The sequence below is a fragment of the Filomicrobium insigne genome, assembly GCF_900104305.1.
GTDB classification, from domain to species: domain Bacteria; phylum Pseudomonadota; class Alphaproteobacteria; order Rhizobiales; family Hyphomicrobiaceae; genus Filomicrobium; species Filomicrobium insigne.
In genome coordinates this window covers 981,526-998,042 of the sequence record NZ_FNJC01000001.1, presented here as the reverse complement: position 1 = coordinate 998,042, position 16,517 = coordinate 981,526, and the positions used below count along the sequence as shown (strand labels likewise).

Below are 16,517 nucleotides of genomic sequence, written 5' to 3'. Positions count from 1 at the left end.
CCAGTCGGGCAACCAGGCGGATGACGAAAACGATCACACTGAAAATTACGGGTACGATGAGCAAGAACGTCAGATCTGCGGCCATCCCGATTCCGAATTCGCCTGCGTTGGCCTTGGTGATGATGGGTTCGAGAAAATAACTCCAAGTGGCACCGAAAAAAATGATGACGGCTGCCACCCCTACGACCGTGGACAAGCGCGAAATAGAGCGAATCGCTGAGGCTACGGTGACGTAGTCGGGAGATATGTCCGCGGCCGCTTCAAGTAGCCGCATCGCTTCGTCACGAGGGCTATGAACGACGAGCCAATTTTGGGGATGGATCGCGTGCGCCGAATGTCGTCGGGTCCATCCGGCGCGGCTGAGTTCAAGAAACCCACGACGCAAACTCCACAGCGAAAAGATGATCAGCCCTCCAAACAAAATGACGGCCTCGACAATCTTGTTCGTGCCGGAGGTGAAAGAGCTCGCAAGAAACCACGCCATGACAGGCGCAACCACAAGACCGAGCAGCACCTGAAAGATGGCGATCAAACCTGCTATAGGCTTGAGTCGTCTTACAAAAAACGGTGTTCCAAAGGTGATGACGCTACTGAGGGGTTGGCGACGTCGGCGCAATGCGAGCGCTTCCATGACGACATTGCCACCGTGGCTGTGGCCAATCACCGCGTGCGGGCGACCCGAGCGTTCAAGGCTTGTGAGAACGCGAGACAATTCCTCTGCGGCGATGAGGCGATCGTGGTCGGAATTCGCGCCGGACCAATGCACTGGGAGAATATGTGCACCGGAAAAGCCCAGCTCCCCGAGCTTCTCCACAAGACGAGTTGTGAAACGCGACCCTTGCTGCCACCAGCGCATACCGTCGTCGCGAACATCGGCATCGTTGGTTCCATGCACCGTTATGACAATGGGGCCATCGGCTGGAAGGTTGTCTAATGCCTCCGAACGCTGACGAAACAATCTCTTAAACATAATCCCCTCCGTCCCCAGCTGGCTAAAGTCTAGCCGACTGAACAGGAATTGGGAGAGGCTTGTCAGCGAGCCCGAACGATCGAACGATAGCGGAGCGGATCAACGAGAAATTTCTTTGATATCAAATGGTTGTCGTGGGCGACAGTTCGTCTTCCTCGTCTTCAGAAGTGTCCGCAACATCGGCATACGCCCGCGGCGTCAGGCTGTCGATATTCCACGCGTCATCCTCATGCCCTGTACGTTCGGTTTTTGAACCTTCCTGCGCGCGGTCCTGCATATCGAGGACACCCTCGAGCTTGGCGTGAACCTTCGCGTTCTCGATGGCTTGTTGATCTTCGGCCATTGTCTCCGGGTCGACCTCATCGATGGGTGACGTATTCAATGCGTCCGCGATAGCAGCTTCAACCGTCTGAGGACCTTGTTCCGCACGCTCCAGTCGCTGTGAGACCTTGCTGCCTTCCATGCCGGCCAGACCGTCGGCCAGTGCATTCTCGATTTTCTCCGCAAGCTTACTGTCGGGTTCGACGACGGCGCGTAACAGATCCAAAACGGAAATCCCGTTTAATCTGAAGCCGATCATGTCTTCGAGTTCCTTTTTCAACTCGCTGTGCGTGTCGAGAAAGTCCTCGTTGAACATGTTTAGGATCATTCGCGCGACTTGCCGGAACGTGGCATCGTCCGGTTGAGGGATTGATAGCTCTCCCCTTGCGGCCACGTCGCGATGGGCGACGCGATCCTAGGGTTTGTAGGGTTAATGGGGCATTAACTTTATCGGTACACCCCATAACGCCTTATGGAATCTGCGCAAAAACGACAGCTCCGAGAGCGGTGCCAACGACCACCATCCAAGCGGGCGCTTTCCATGCCATCAGTAGGACAAAAGCGATGACGGCAAGCGTGAAGTCCTTGAGGTTGAGGATGGCGCTGGTCCAGACGGGATCATAAAGCGCAGCCCCGAGGACGCCGACGACAGCTGCGTTGATCCCGGCCATGGCAGCCCGCGCCGACTTGAAGCGCCGCAAAGTGTCCCAATAGGGAAGCGCACCCATCATGAGCAATAAACCCGGAAGAAACACCGCAGCGAGCGCGATCGCTGCGCCCGACCAGCCGTGAGGCTCCGGACCAGAAACAAACCCGAGGTAAGCCGCGAAGGTGAAGAGAGGGCCGGGAACAGCCTGGGTTGCACCATATCCCGCCATAAAAGCATCCGGTGTGACCCAACCGGCATCAACAACAGAGTCTTGGAGGAGCGGTAATACAACGTGACCACCACCAAACACTAAAGCGCCTGCGCGGTAGAAAGCGTCGAACAGGGCAATCTCCTGCCCACCGATATTGAGATGATGCAGCAGCGGCAGCGCGCCGAGAAGAGCAATAGCCGTAAGCAAGAGGGCCGCGCCGGCACCTCTCGAGAGAGGCATGGCCAAGTGCGTATGGGAAGAGGCTGCGCTCGTAGCTGACGTCGCGTCGGGCAACCGGTTCGCAATCAAAAGGCCAATCAGCCCCCCAAGAACGATTGCGGAGATTTGTCCAAGCGACCCGCCAACAAACGCGATGATCAGAACGGCGAGAACGGCGATTGTAGCGCGTTCTCGGTCAGGACAAAGCGAACGGGTCATGCCCCAAACAGCCTGAGCAACGACCGCGACCGCAACAATCTTCAGCCCGTGCAGCACGCTGGCTGCGAGCGGACTGTCAAAGCCAGCGGTGCCATAAGCGAACGCGATGAGCAGGAAAACCGACGGCAGTGTGAAACCCGCCCACGCGGCAAGTCCCCCAAGAAAGCCGCCCCGCAAGACGCCAATTGCAAAGCCAACCTGACTGGACGCCGGACCCGGCAGAAACTGCGCCAGAGCCACCATGTCGGCGTACTCGGCTTCGCTCATCCAGCGCCGGCGGGCAATGAACTCCTCGCGGAAATATCCCAAATGCGCGATAGGACCTCCGAAAGAGGTCAGTCCAAGCCGGGTGAAAATCAGGAAAATGACCCACACGGATGAGCGTCGTTTGCTGTCTTCAGCTCCCTCGGTCGCTAGCGTCATTATTCTTATGCCTTTTTCGCTAAGCTCGGCGGTTGTCCACCGCTGCAAGAGCGCTTTGATAGCCGATGGTGGATGTCGCTTACAATGTCAGAAGAGTAAAACGCCTGCGTGAAGGTTTGCGGCGCTGAGCGAGTGGCTAATCGTAGCTTTCGACGCCTAACGATTGCTGAGGTGCATAGCGTTCGCCCCAAGGGAAACCTTCCGGGAAAGCGGCTTCGATGTCGCGCAGCTGAGCTTCCGTTAGCCGCAGTTGGCCACCCGCGACCAAGCCCTCGAGATGACGTTCGTAGCGTGTGCCCGGAATGGTAATAACATTATCACCCTGTGCCAGAACCCAGGCGATTGCGAGTTCTGCCGGCGTCCGATCCATAGCGTCCGCTGCAGCCTTAAACTTTGCGATCGCGGCGGCGTTTTTCTCGTAGTTCCCGGGGGCAAATCTGGGGTTCTTGTTGCGGATGTCGCGCGGGCTGAACGAGGAAGGATCCGGCAGATTTCCGGTCAGCATCCCGCGCCCAAGAGGGCTAAAGGCTACGAACGAAATGCCCAGCTCCCGGCAGGTCTCGAGCATCCCGCGTTCGGGCAAACGGGTCCATAAAGAATATTCGCTTTGAACCGCAGCGATGGGGTGAACCTCGTGCGCGCGCCGCAACGTGCTTGGTGAGACTTCGGAAAGACCAATCGCCCCGATCTTTCCCTCCCGTTTAAGCTGTGCCATCGCCTCGATCGCCTCCTCAATCGGACGATTTTCCTCGCGGCGATGCACGTAATAGAGCTCAATGTGATCGCGCCCGAGACGCATCAGCGAATTATCAATAGCTTGGCGCAGATAGGCGGGGCTGTTGTCGATAAATCGTTCGCCCGTCGCGCGCACGTAGCGCACACCGCCTTTGCTGGCCAGCGCAATACGTGGCCGTTCCCGCTTGAGGAACTTGCCGATCATTTCTTCGGATGTGCCCATTCCGTAGATATCGGCTGTGTCGAAGTGATTGATCCCGAGATCGACCGCACGCCCGAACAGACGCATGGTTTCGGTTTCATCAGCAGCGCCGTAGCTGCCACCGATGTTCATGCACCCCAGCCCGACCGCCGAAACGCGCGATCCCAACCTGCCGAGCCGACGTTGCTCCATACTTCTCTCCTTCCGCCCCCACGGCGCACGATCGTTTTTTGAATGTTATTCCCGGTAGGCTAGCCACAGCAAAACGGTTCGCGCAACAAGCAGCATTTGTCCTGTCGTCATCAATCATCAATGATATCTAAGAGATGACGAGGTCCATCGCCCGCGCGTATCGCGCGACAAGAAGGAGGAAGGGGACACATGAACCTTTCGGCAATGTTGCGGGCCCGCGCGGATGAAGGCCGACCCATTCGTGTCGCGCTCATCGGTGCAGGCAAGTTCGGCACGATGTATCTGGCGCAGGCGCGTCTGACTCCGGGCGTGCATATATTGGGAATTGCTGACCTTTCTGTCACACGTGCACGCCAGAGATATGCGGCCGCGGGATATCCCGGAGAGCGCCTTACAACCACAAGTATTGATGACGCCCTAGCCTCTGGCCAGACTTACCTGACCGACAATCCCGACGAACTCATCGAGCATCCCGCCTTTGACGTGATCGTTGAGGCGACGGGAGATCCAGCCGTTGGGATCGCAACAGCGACGAAAGCCGTTACGCAGGGCAAAGATCTCGTCATGGTCAATGTCGAGGCCGACGCCCTCGCAGGACCGCTCTTGGCTGATCGCGCCCGTCGTGCTGGCTTGATTTATTCTCTGGCGTGGGGAGATCAGCCCGCCCTGATCTGCGAACAGGTAGATTGGGCGAGAACCTGCGGGTTCGAAGTCGTCGCCGCCGGCAAAGGCACGCGCTATCTTCCGAGTTATCACAGCCTGACGCCGGATACGGTCTGGGATGTTCTGATCCAATACCTACCGATCGAAGACCGCAGCCATATCAATGCGCAGATGTTCAACTCTTTCCTGGATGGGACGAAGTCGGCCGTAGAGATGACCGCGGTCTGCAACGCTTGCGATTTGCTCCCTCAGTCGGGCGGATTGCGCTTCCCGCCGGCGTCACGGTTTGAGTTGGCCGAAGTTTTGAAGCCCAGGGCGCAAGGCGGCTCACTGGAACGTATCGGCGTGACGGAAGTCACATCCTCTTTGAACCGCGACGGCAGCGACGTCCCGCACCATCTCGCCATGGGCACCTTCGTGGTGATCACGTCAGATAGCGCTTATTCCCGTCAATGCCTGCGCGAATACAACTGTCTCGTTGATAGCAGCGGCGACTTCGCGTCTCTGTACCGACCAACACATATGATCGGCCTCGAACTCGGCATTTCCGTCGCGAACGTCGTTCTTCGCAAAGAGCCCACAGGCACCCCCATCGTATTCAATTCGGACGTGGTCGCCGTCGCAAAACGCGATTTGGCCGCTGGCGAGATTCTCGATGGCGAAGGCGGATTCACGGTCTGGGGACGTCAAACGCCCGCTGACGTGAGCTTGAGCGAAGGGTTTTTCCCTCTTGGCTTAGCCAAGGGCGCGAAGTTGGCGGTTCCGGTCTCCGAAGGCAAAGCCCTCCGTTGGCAGGACGTCGAAGTCGATGAAACCGACGCGGCCGTCCGGACCAGGCGAGAGATGGAACGCGTGTTCGCTCCGAACGCGACGGTATCCTAGCTCCAGCTCCGACGCTGCGGATTTGCCTATCTCCGCTCTCCCGGTCATATAGAGCGCGGCTATTGTTCGGCCGATCGCTGAGGCGACCCCGTGCGCCTCGACCGAAAAATCAATAAGGGAAAATCTACATGAGTGACCGCATTGTCTTGCGCGTGGGCGAAAGCTTGGTCGCAGGCGGCCCTCCTGGCACAGCCGCTGAACCTGAAGTTGCCATTGGCGAAATGGACGGCCCCTTCGGGACGGCGTTCGCGAACCTTCTGGGTGATCAGGTCGTTGGCCACTCCCGCGTTCTGGCGCTTCTCAATACCGATGTCATGGTCCGGCCACCGACGATCTGCGTATCGAAGGTCACCGTCGACAACGAGCGCTATACCAACATCCTGATGGGTACGGTCCAATACGCGACGGCGATGGGCGTGCTCGATAGCGTCCGGTCTGGGGATATCCCGAAAGAAAAGGCCAACGATCTCGGTATTATCGTTTCGGTCTGGCTCAACCCCTCGGTCATAGAGATCGACGATCTCGACCACAAAATCCTGTTCGATATTCATCGCAAGGCGACCGCACAGGCCATTCACAAGGCCATGACGTTCGGTCCCTCGATCGACTGGCTCCTCGAGAACCAGGACAAGATCATCCACAAATACTTCGAGAAGGGTCTCAAGGGAGAGATCTAGAGTGCTCCGGAAAAGTGGGAACCGGTTTTCCAATAAGAAGCACGACTAAACAAAGGGCTGGTGCTTCCGGAAAAGTGAAGCAGTTTTTCGATAAGAACAAACGGCCCGGTCGCAGCATTCAAAAATGCGGCCGGGCTGTTTCTTTTCCCATCGGCAGCCGTGTTCCGACGGCGATCACGAGAGATTAGCGCGGGTCGTCTTCAAAGTCGGCGAGACTTTTCGGGTCTTCATGGCGCCGGGACTTGCCCTCGAAGTACGCATCGTTTTCTAAGATGAGCTGTTGGTGGTAGGCCTCCCCTTCCACCGTGCACCCACCTTTCAACGTGATCGTGTTGGCGTAGATCTGCCCGATCACAGTTCCGAAAATGACGATACTGTCGCAAACGGCGAAGCCCTGCAGTTCTCCATCAGGTTCAACGACGAGCGCACGACAACGCAGCGAGCCGGCAATGCGGCCCGTCAACGTGACGTCTCCTGCGATTTCGACATCCCCGTCGATACTGACGTGACTGCCGAGAGGTGTGACGCTGCCATGCATTTTGTTAGCAACGCCGGAAGAATTGGACTTGAACATAGGGGCTCATGTACGTCGCCAGCTTTGCGCGCACGCGCCCACCGCCGGCCAATCAGATCGTTTGAGTTTCTTGTACGGGGTTTTGCCGATCTTTTGCGGCCTGTTCAAGGTTGAGTAGAAGATTGGTGTGTTCGTCGTAACTGCGCGAACTTCCCTCGAATTCCGCGCCCAACTCCAATTTGAGCCGATGATGGTGAATATCTGCGTCGACCCGTGCGCTCGGCTGCAGGAGGACGTTAACGCCCTGGATCGTGCCCGTCACACGGCCATGCACGACGACCGTGCCGCCATGGATTAGGCCCTTCACCTCGGCATGTTCACCTATGATTACATTGGCCCCCATGACATCACCCTCGACGACGCCGTCTACGGTAAGGTTCCCCTGTGAAATGATACGCAGCTCACCGCCCAGAATGGCGAGATCACTTCCAATCACGGACATGGGCCCGGAAATATTCGAAGCATCAAAACCAGAGCGCTTCGAGGTGTTCATTGTCGGCAACAAAGGTGCAGTCTGAGGTGGTTCCTGCGAATGTGACGATTGATGCGACGCTAACATGGGTTCTCCTCCAAACCCTCCCGACCGGGACGTTAGCGTAAGGCACTTTGGATGTCACGATTGATACGAGCGAGCGGATCGGTCGCAGTTCGGCGGGTCGGCTGGTGTTGCGTCTCCAGCATAAAGAACGGATATATTGGGTAGTCGGATGAGTGGGGCCCGCTTCCGTGACACGTAGGAGACATCGCAAGATGGTATCTGCCGTCGCATTATTTGCGATGGCGCTCCGTCTTGTTGTCGCCTTCCTTTTCGTCCCAACGACCGTCATTTCCGGTGTCCCTGCCGAAGCGGGCTACGAGGTTGTGCTCTGCACCGAGCACGGCCCCATGCAGATCGCCATTAATGAGAATGATGGCCAATCTTCTCACGACGATCAGCGTAAGCCGCGCATTTGCCCGTTCTGTTACGCGGGCGCGGGTATCCCGTTTGCGCTCGCGGCCGAGCTCCCACCGCCACCGCCCAGCGTCGGCTTTGCACCTCGCGAGCCGCGCACCGTAGCCGTCTTCCCCCGCCATCCGCGCATCTATGCGCCGATGGCCCGCGGTCCACCTCAGCAAATTGCCTGAAGACCTGCCAAGTCCTAGAGCTCGGGCGCCCTACCGTGCCCGGACCATTCAGCGATTTCTCTGAGGTATGTAACCCATGCGATGTTCCGTGCACGCAGCCGCGACGGCTGCGGTATTCCTTGGCTTGTCGACGGCCGAGACCAACGCACAATCCACGACGAAACCCGACAATATCGATCTACCGCCCATCGTTGTAGAGCAGGTGGAGCCTAAACCAGCATCCCTGGCTACGAAGCCGGCACAATCAAACCAAGCGGTATCTGCTGCGTCACCAGCGTCAGAGCCTGCGGACATCAGTTTGTCCAATATGCCGCTGGCGCTGACTGTTGGACAGCGCTCCGGCAGTCTGACCGTACCGAACACGGTAGAAGCCACTGCGGAGATTCAGCGGACGCCCGGCGCTGTGGAGGTCGTCTCTGACAAGGCCTACAAGGCCTCGACGCCGTCCGCCACGATCAAGGATGCGCTCGACTACGTGCCCGGCGTGTTCGTGCAACCGAAGTGGGGTGACGACACACGCCTCTCCATCCGCGGTTCTGGCCTCTCACGAAATTTCCACCTGCGCGGCGTGCAGCTGTACATGGATGGAATTCCTATCAACACCGCCGACGGCTACGGTGATTTTCAAGAAATCGACCCGACAGCCTACCGCTATATCGAGGTCTTCAAGGGGGCTAACGCGCTGCGTTTCGGTGCCAACTCGCTCGGCGGCGCAATCAATTTTGTGATGCCGACGGGATATGACGCAGACCGGTTCGGTGCGCGGGTCGATGTCGGCAGCTTCGGTTTCCGCAAATTCGCGACCGGTTCCGGCGGCGTCTATGGGGCAGCCGACTATTTCATCACAGGCACTTGGCAGGAGCAGGACGGCTACCGAGAGCATAGCGACGGAGAGAGTGTCAGGGGCTCCGCCAATGTTGGGTATCGCCTGTCGAGCAACGTTGAAACGCGCTTCTATTTAAATGCCAACGACGTCGAGCAGCGTATTCCGGGCAGTGTCACGCGAACTGCCGCGCTGAGCGATCCGAAGGCAGCCGCAGCCAACAACATCTTGCAGGACTATCAGCGCAACATTGAAACGGTTCGCCTTGCCAATAAGACGTCGGTACGGCTCGACGACAACACCACGGTGGAGTTCGGCGCCTTTTACGTCGATCGCAAACTCGATCATCCGATCTATCAGTGGCTCGACTATGCATATCAGGACGCAGGTGGCTTCGTGCGAGCTGTTGATGCGCGCGAGATTGGTGGTCATGCCAACCGCTTCATTTTTGGTGTGAACATTCACGGCGGCGAGCTGGACAACAAGCAATTCGCGAATATCGGCGGACAAAAGGGCGCCCTGCTGTCGAGTTCGCTGGATGAAAGCTTCAACGTCTCAACCTACGTGGAGAATACCTTCTACGCCCTGCCGGACGTTGGTCTGGTCACGGGGCTGCAATATCTCCATGCCAAGCGCGAGCGTCGCGATCGCTTCTTCTCTGATCCTCCGTCTTGGGGCGTCCCAGACGCAAATCCGGATGACTCAGGTGTGCGAACCTATGATCTTCTCAGCCCCAAGGTCGGAATCCTTTGGGATGTCGATCCTGGCTGGCAATTTTTTGCCAACGTCTCGCGGAGCGCCGAGGCACCATCCTTCGGAGAAAATAGCTTCACGTCAGCCGCGGCCTCAAACATCGAAGCCCAACGCGCGACGACCTTCGAGATCGGGACGCGCGGGAGGCGCGAAAACTACAGGTGGGACTTCGCGATCTACCGCATGAACATCGACAACGAGTTTCAATGTCTTGAGACGGGAAATACCGGATCATGCACCCAGGTCAATCTCGATAAGACGATCCATCAGGGTGTCGAATTGGGCGGCGGTGCAGCGCTACTCAAGAGTGCATTCGTGCACCGTGACAGGTTGTGGCTGAACGCCGCCTACACCTTCAACGACTTCCGCTTCGATGACGATCCCGTCTTCGGAAACAACGAGCTTCCCGGCGCGCCCCGTCACTTCGTGCGTGCCGAACTGCTCTACCAGCACCCCAGCGGGTTCTACGTCGGACCCAACGTCGAATGGGTCCCGGAAGCCTACTATGCCGACAGCGCAAACTCGTTGGAAACGAAGGCTTACGCGCTCTTAGGGGCCAAGATCGGTTTCGACGGTGGCGGCCCGATCTCGGCCTACATCGAAGGCCGCAATCTCACAGACGAAACGTACATCGCCAGCACCAGTATCGCGACGCGTGCTGATGCATCGAGCGCGCTTTTCGAGCCTGGCAACGGTCGCGCCATCTACGCCGGTGTGCAGGTGAAATGGTGATCGGTCAGTTGAGACAACCAAGGAGAATGCAGAAGATGACAATACGAATGACTTTGGCTGCCGCGGGGATGATCATCGCGACGATCGCTCCCGCCACGGTATCCGCCCACGTTGGTCTCGAGCAGAAGCAAGCAACCGTCGGCGCGTCGTATAAGGCGGTATTCAAGGTGCCGCACGGATGCTCCGGCTCCCCCACCCAAAAGGTCATCGTCCAAATTCCCGAGGGAGTGATCGGCGTCAAGCCGATGCCCAAACCGGGTTGGACCCTTACCATCGAGCGCGGTCCCTACGAGAAGTCCTACAAGTTCTACCACGGCAGTATGCTGTCGGAGGGCGTACGCACCGTGACATGGACCGGCGGCCCTCTGGCCGACGAGCACTATGACGAGTTCATCCTTTCATCGTTCGTTGCTGGAGAATTGCCAGCGGATACGGCGATCTATTTCCCGGTGACGCAGGAATGTGAAAAAGGCGAATTGAAATGGGCGGAAATTCCAGCATCAGGCCAGGATCCTCATGATCTCAAGGCACCGGCGCCCGCGCTCAATCTCGTTGCTCACGAAGGCGGTCACGGCAGCCATGCCCATGGCCAAGCCGCCGATGCCTCCGAAATCAAAGTGGGTGATCTGATCATAGAGAAACCGTGGTCGCGCACCACGCCTCCCGGCGCTTCCGTCGGTGTTGGTTATCTTAAAATCCGCAACATGGGCGGCACGCCGGACACCTTATTGGGGGCGAACGCCGCTTCCGCCGAACGTGTGGAGGTCCACGAGTCCAGCGAAAAGGACGGTATCGCTAGAATGCGTAAACTGGCGAATGGCCTGGATCTGCCCGCGAAGGAGGCGGTGGAACTTAAACCTGGGAGCTTTCACCTGATGCTCATGGGATTGAGCGAGCCGATTACCTCTGACAAGAAGCTGCCGATCGAACTGCACTTCAAGAACGCAGGGAAGGTCACGGTCGAATTCGACGTATCTCCTATCGGCGAGGCGAAATCCGGCTCCGGCCACGCCCACCATCATTGATGGAAGCGTCCGGAGCGACATTTGCGACACCGTCGCTCCGGATCGCACGGCTCTAAGCGCCGACCTCGGCGGCCAACTTCTGCAGAAGATCTTTTTCGTAATCCATGTGAAGAGCAGCTTCTGCGCGTGTGAGCGCGTAACGGGAATGACGCTGTGCCGACGACCTGAATGCCTCATCACCCAGGGCAGCGAGCGCGGCGAACGCTTTTTGAAGCCGCACTTGCACCTCGACATTCCCGGCACCGTCCCGTGCGATCGGGGTGAAGACATCGTCGAACATTTCGGCTGTCTGGATTGGCGGGACCCACACACCGGGGCAAGGAGCGTCGGTCTCAGCATCGTCCGCTTCTCCAGGGGCCCATGCGTTCAATACGCGGACGCAACGGCCAATGACATCGATCGCGGTGCCGGGGTCGTTCAAAGCGGGAGATAGGGCCCTTGATGCGATCTCCGAGAGAACACAAAGTCCGAATCTGGGATCCTGGTCAAACGAACGCTCGTCATCGATCGTGAATGCGATGCGGATCGATTCAAGCGCGTCTTCATCGTCGATGCCGACGGAACGAAAGAGCGGACGGACAGGGTCGGCAAAGGCGCCGGGAAGCGCTGTGATGTAGACCTTCCCCTCATGTTTCTGGGCACAGTCGGAAATCGCGCGAATGTCGACATGCTGTATGTATCCGATCCGCTCTGCAAACGTTGGTCTGGCCTCCTTCGGAATCTCGTTCTCGGGATCGCGAAGTGCATGGCCGCCGAGAAAGGGATGCGCAATCCGTAACTTCACGGCGTCGAGAGTTGCGCGCTCGACGCGATCCGTCGTTTCGCCCACGCGACCCAGCCGCGCCAGATAGTCGATCCACCGGAGTAGCGTGATGATGATCAACGCGATGACGCCAATCGTCACGAGGAACAGGATCAGCCGCCCCCGATCGCCGTAGGCGTCGGCGCTCAGGGCGATAATCCCAACGAGGCTATACAGGAAAGAGCCGATGAACGTTCCCAGGGCATTTTGCGTGGTCGGATCATCGATAAGGAGTTTCGTCGCGCGCGGAGTCGCATTACTTGTCGCAGCGGCGTAAGCCGACACCATTGTCGTAAGCGAAAACGTGGTCACAGCGAGCATGCTTGATGCAAGGATCGTCAAGATGCTGTCGATCGACTTGGAACCGAACTCGAAGGCGCCGTCCTCAGGAAGGTAGCTTTCGAAAACAACACCAGCCATGGCTGTTAGGAGCGCCGCGATGCAGAATAGGCTGACACGGACCCAGAGCTTGCGCTTGAGCTGCAGAAGGAGCCATTGCCAGCGGGCGATCATTCAAGAAGTCCTCCTGGGGTGAGTTAAGGGTCTTGAAGCCGACTCTCTGCATCAAGACTATTGAGTGGTGTTAGGCGAACCATTCATTTCGCCCCATGGTTCCCTGAAACAAGTGCACTCAATCGGTTAACCGCATTTTCCGAGCGCTCGAATTCGTGAGCCAAAGGGGACTTGGCTAAACTCAGAGAAAGGGTCAGACTAGGACCAGTAACTTGATCGCGGCTTGTTTTGGCCGCCGCCAATTCGGATGCCAGCGCGCGTGAGAGCCGTGATCCCTTGAACGATGAAGTTCAGGAGGAGAAATTATGGCTCAAAGTCATTCCGGACATTACGACATCATCACAACCGCCGAGCCACGTGGGGCAGCACCGGTCGTCCGCTCCATTTCGCCGTCGGATCTAAGCTATGCGATATCCAAGGGCATAGACGATTTCTGGGCGATGCCCACGCATGTCGTGTTTCTGTGTCTCATCTATCCAATTGTCGGTCTTGTCCTAGGGCGGGCCGTGTTCGCATACGAAATGATACCGCTTCTCTACCCTATTGCGGCCGGCGTCGCGTTCATCGGCCCCTTCGCGGCCATAGGCTTATACGAGCTCAGCCGTCGCCGTGAGATGGGTCGCGATACGTCTTGGCGGCACGTCATGGACTTTGCGCACTCCCCATCGTTCCCAGCAATCGTCGGTCTCGGACTGCTCATGTTGGCACTGGTGGTTGTTTGGATTTCCTTGGCGGGCGCGGTCTTTGTTGCGAGCTTTGGTTACGTCGAGCCCGTTTCATTCTCTGCTTTCCTGCGAGATCTCCTAACGACCAAGGAAGGGCATAACGTCATCATTGTCGGCAATGCGATCGGTCTTGTGTTTGCGGTTCTGGCCCTGATGCTGAGCGTCGTTTCTTTTCCTTTGCTGCTCGACCGCCATGTCGGGTTGCCGACGGCACTCGCGACTTCCATGAAGGCGGTCCTCAAAAATCCATTCACGATGGCGCTGTGGGGATTGATCGTCATCGCAGCACTGATCCTAGGCGCGATCCCATTTTTCATGGGATTGGCGATTGTCGTGCCGGTGCTGGGGCATTCAACCTGGCACTTGTATCGTAGGGTCGTGGAGCCGGATCATAGCCGTCGGCCGGAATATCATCCGCGTCCGAAGTGGCGCCGCTATGCGGCGGAGTTCCCAGCGTCACTCTTTGTGCCTTCATCCGATAGGGATGAAGACACGAAGGTGTAAGTCAAGGATAGAGCTTGGGTAGGTCTGAAACTGATTTTTTCAGTTCGCGATCAGCCCCACAAGTGAAGGGCCGCAATCGCGGCGAGGCTCAGTGCACCGATCCAAAGCGCGGCGCGTCCCGACCAGGACGCACGCGCTTCCTCGCGCGCAAGGCGGCGGATTGTCGTTTCGTCGAGCCGCAATCCATCACGCGTCATTTGATCGAGCGATTTCAGCGTACCCTGCGCGCGGAGCATGAACTGCGGCGCATCCGCTAACACTTTGCCAAGTGTCGAAGCGCCTTCCCCCACGTCCTTGATCTGACCAATGACACCGAGATTGCTCTGCATCCAATCGCGTGCCACAGGTTCGGCTGCCGTCCACATGTTGAGCCCAGGGTCGAGCGACCGCGCAACGCCCTCAACAATCACCATGCTTTTTTGCAGCAGGATGAGTTCCGGTCGGGTCTCCATGTCGAACACTTCCGTGTAGGCAAAGAGCTGACCCAACAAATCGGCCATGGAAATCTCTTCCGCCGTCCGACCGTGAATGGGTTCTCCTATTGCGCGCATGGCTTGGGCGAAAACTTCCACCGAATGATGCTGTGGAACATAACCGGCTTCAAAGTGAATGGCTGCGACGCGGCGATAGTCGCGCGTAATCAGCCCGTGCAGAATCTCGGCGAGGAACCGTCGCTCCATGGCGCCAAGACGTCCCATGATGCCGAAGTCCACCGCAACAACATCGCCGCTCTTGTCGACGAGCAGATTGCCCTGATGCATGTCGGCATGGAAAAAGCCGTCGCGCATGGCGTGGCGCAGGAACGATCGCAGGGTAATAAGACCAAGCGATTTCAGATCATGACCAGCCGCCTTGAGCCGCGCATGGTCCGCGATCGGGATCCCATCGATCCACTCAAGCGTCATGACCCGTTTGGACGTCCGCTTCCAGTCCACGGAAGGAACGCGAAAGCCTTTATCGTCGGTGATATTCTCCGCCATTTCGGAAATGGCGGCCGCTTCCAGCCTCAAGTCCATTTCCAGCTCGGTGGTACGCTTCAGCGTGTCAACGACGGCAACTGGCCGCAAACGACGAGATGGCGGATGAAACCGCTCGATCTGTCGTGCGGCGAAGTAATAGCTGTCGAGGTCAGCCTTGAAGCGGCGCTCCACGCTAGGACGTAGGATCTTAACGGCGACATCGCGCGGCCCCGTCGCGTCGGCAACGGTTGCTTTGTGAACTTGCGCGATAGACGCTGCCGCGACTGGAGGTCCGAACGTACTGAAGTGATCTTCAAGCCTTCCGCCAAGCGCCTCCTCTACGGCACGACGACTTTCGCGCATGGGAAAGGGGGGAAGCTTGTCCTGAAGCTGCGAGAGATCACTCGCCAGTTCCGGTCCGATGACATCGGCACGCGTGGCGAGAAACTGGCCCAGCTTTATATAGGACGGCCCAAGTGATGCGAGCGCTTCCGTGATACGCGCTGATTTCGGCTGCCGTGCACGAAATGGCCATGTCACGGCCCGGATCGGGACCGCCAACGCGCGCGCGATCAGCAAGGGTGCCGGGACCTTCATTCCAGGCGGCACGAACCGCACGCCGTACTGCGCGAGCACGACGCCTGCGCGCGCGAGACGCAGAACGTTCATCAGGGCGCCGGCCATGGGGGATGATGTCTCCTGGGTGAATTGTGACGGTGGAAAGTGTGTAAACTTTCCGCGCAGATTGCTGGTTAGTCCGCCCTGGTCAAGACCCGCGGACAACCACTTGTGAGCATAATGGGTCAACGTTGGCTCGGCCCACGGGGGTTGTCGGCCTTCTAGCACGTCAAAACGCCCTGGTGGTTAACCGCCAGGGCGTTAAGTCAGTTAAAATGTTCAGCTGCCCTGGATCAATCCTCACAGACGACACTGATGGTCAGATTTGCCGAGGGGATGAACTTCTTGCAGCCGAGTTCTGGAGCAGCAGCAACTGTAGAGGTGTTCGTCTCGATGACTGCCGGGGTGGCGGTAACCGTGGAACCCGTCACGACATCGGAGGCATCCGCCTGCGCGACAACCTTCTGAACCGGTAGCGGCGGATCGATAGCAGCAATCTCTTCCGCCTCTTCTTCGGCCTGCTGCTGAGCGATCTTCTGTTCTGCTGCTGCCTTGCGGGCGGCCAAACGACGAGCCTCTGCCTTGCGCTGGGCCGCGATCCGGCGTTGTTCGGCGCGACGTTCCGCAGCAGCCCGCTCGCGAGCCCTGGCGCGTTCATAAGCTGCGGCCCGGCGGCGCTGTTCCGCGTGATGGCGTTGCTGTTGATGCATGCCATGGCTCAGCAACATGCCAACGCCGATGCCGATAGCCAGTCCTTTGCCGCCAGCCTGCGCCTTGGGGGTGAAAGCTGCAGTCGCGACAGCGAGGGAAAGGGTCAGTGCGATGAGTGAGCGCAACATGGTGGTATCTCCTGAGCCGGTGTCTGTCTCTGTTGTCGCGCTGGGCTGGCAAAAGGTTCAAAGGCGCCCTGCGTTCTTGAGACCCAACATGGCGCACACGCGGAAAATCGGCTGTTCCCTGAAGAACAGGCCGCGAGGAATTTTCGCAATATTCCTGGTTAA

At 58.2% G+C, this 16,517-nt stretch carries 15 protein-coding genes (1 of these 15 running past the window's edge); 6 read left to right on the top strand and 9 right to left on the bottom strand.

Going from position 1 to position 16,517, the window contains the following annotated elements:
- From BLS30_RS04500 to BLS30_RS04485, 4 genes are all read right to left on the bottom strand, one after another.
- Positions 1 to 970, bottom strand: the 5' portion of a protein-coding gene (locus BLS30_RS04500) for a lipase family protein (RefSeq protein WP_090226863.1). The gene continues 368 nt to the left of window position 1, outside the view; 970 of the gene's 1,338 nt are visible here — the first part of the coding sequence; it begins with the start codon at positions 968 to 970; the stop codon falls past the left edge of the window.
- Between the two features lie 121 nt (positions 971 to 1,091).
- On the bottom strand, positions 1,092 to 1,619 hold the full coding sequence (locus BLS30_RS04495; protein ID WP_090226860.1) for a hypothetical protein: 528 nt from the start codon (positions 1,617 to 1,619) through the stop codon (positions 1,092 to 1,094).
- Positions 1,620 to 1,761: 142 nt separating this feature from the next.
- Positions 1,762 to 3,012: a chromate efflux transporter gene (gene chrA / locus BLS30_RS04490; RefSeq protein ID WP_090226859.1), complete on the bottom strand. Its 1,251-nt coding sequence runs from the start codon at positions 3,010 to 3,012 to the stop codon at positions 1,762 to 1,764.
- A gap of 136 nt (positions 3,013 to 3,148) precedes the next feature.
- Positions 3,149 to 4,141 carry an aldo/keto reductase gene (locus BLS30_RS04485; protein WP_090226856.1) on the bottom strand — a complete coding sequence of 331 codons (993 nt, stop codon included), beginning with the start codon at positions 4,139 to 4,141 and terminating at the stop codon, positions 3,149 to 3,151.
- 189 nt (positions 4,142 to 4,330) lie between these two features.
- On the opposite strand from BLS30_RS04485, the gene BLS30_RS04480 reads away from it, so the two are divergent.
- Positions 4,331 to 5,686: an NAD(P)H-dependent oxidoreductase gene (locus BLS30_RS04480; RefSeq protein ID WP_090226854.1), complete on the top strand. Its 1,356-nt coding sequence runs from the start codon at positions 4,331 to 4,333 to the stop codon at positions 5,684 to 5,686.
- A 128-nt stretch (positions 5,687 to 5,814) separates the two neighbouring features.
- Positions 5,815 to 6,363 (top strand): formaldehyde-activating enzyme, encoded by a 549-nt coding sequence (locus BLS30_RS04475; RefSeq protein ID WP_046477347.1) that lies wholly within the window; start codon positions 5,815 to 5,817, stop codon positions 6,361 to 6,363.
- A 184-nt stretch (positions 6,364 to 6,547) separates the two neighbouring features.
- Here the strand turns inward: BLS30_RS04475 and BLS30_RS04470 are convergent, their stop codons facing one another.
- Positions 6,548 to 6,937, bottom strand: a complete 390-nt coding sequence (locus BLS30_RS04470; RefSeq protein ID WP_046477348.1) for a bactofilin family protein — start codon at positions 6,935 to 6,937, stop codon at positions 6,548 to 6,550.
- Between the two features lie 52 nt (positions 6,938 to 6,989).
- Positions 6,990 to 7,379 carry a bactofilin family protein gene (locus tag BLS30_RS04465; RefSeq protein WP_170832405.1) on the bottom strand — a complete coding sequence of 130 codons (390 nt, stop codon included), beginning with the start codon at positions 7,377 to 7,379 and terminating at the stop codon, positions 6,990 to 6,992.
- A 308-nt stretch (positions 7,380 to 7,687) separates the two neighbouring features.
- Here BLS30_RS04465 and BLS30_RS04460 point away from each other — a divergent pair, with 308 nt between their 5' ends.
- The 3 genes from BLS30_RS04460 (at position 7,688) to BLS30_RS04450 (ending at position 11,395) form a co-directional block, all read left to right on the top strand.
- Positions 7,688 to 8,062 carry a DUF2946 family protein gene (locus BLS30_RS04460; RefSeq protein WP_090226848.1) on the top strand — a complete coding sequence of 125 codons (375 nt, stop codon included), beginning with the start codon at positions 7,688 to 7,690 and terminating at the stop codon, positions 8,060 to 8,062.
- Positions 8,063 to 8,138: 76 nt separating this feature from the next.
- Positions 8,139 to 10,370, top strand: a complete 2,232-nt coding sequence (locus BLS30_RS04455) for a TonB-dependent receptor family protein (RefSeq protein WP_090226846.1) — start codon at positions 8,139 to 8,141, stop codon at positions 10,368 to 10,370.
- Positions 10,364 to 11,395: a DUF1775 domain-containing protein gene (locus BLS30_RS04450; protein ID WP_090226843.1), complete on the top strand. Its 1,032-nt coding sequence runs from the start codon at positions 10,364 to 10,366 to the stop codon at positions 11,393 to 11,395. The genes BLS30_RS04455 and BLS30_RS04450 overlap by 7 nt, the downstream gene beginning before the upstream one ends.
- A gap of 52 nt (positions 11,396 to 11,447) precedes the next feature.
- On the opposite strand, the gene BLS30_RS04445 is transcribed toward BLS30_RS04450, so the two are convergent.
- Positions 11,448 to 12,710: a DUF2254 domain-containing protein gene (locus BLS30_RS04445; protein WP_170832404.1), complete on the bottom strand. Its 1,263-nt coding sequence runs from the start codon at positions 12,708 to 12,710 to the stop codon at positions 11,448 to 11,450.
- 305 nt (positions 12,711 to 13,015) lie between these two features.
- Between BLS30_RS04445 and BLS30_RS04440 the strand changes: the two genes are divergently transcribed.
- Positions 13,016 to 13,939: a DUF2189 domain-containing protein gene (locus BLS30_RS04440; protein ID WP_076605288.1), complete on the top strand. Its 924-nt coding sequence runs from the start codon at positions 13,016 to 13,018 to the stop codon at positions 13,937 to 13,939.
- A 50-nt stretch (positions 13,940 to 13,989) separates the two neighbouring features.
- Here the strand turns inward: BLS30_RS04440 and ubiB are convergent, their stop codons facing one another.
- Both ubiB and BLS30_RS04430 read right to left on the bottom strand, forming a co-directional pair.
- A complete protein-coding gene (gene ubiB, locus BLS30_RS04435; RefSeq protein WP_090226840.1) occupies positions 13,990 to 15,582 on the bottom strand; it encodes a 2-polyprenylphenol 6-hydroxylase in 1,593 nt (530 codons plus the stop codon).
- A gap of 227 nt (positions 15,583 to 15,809) precedes the next feature.
- Entirely contained in the window at positions 15,810 to 16,355 is a 546-nt protein-coding gene (locus BLS30_RS04430; protein ID WP_046477352.1) for a hypothetical protein, read from the bottom strand.
- Between the last annotated feature and the right edge of the window lie 162 nt (positions 16,356 to 16,517).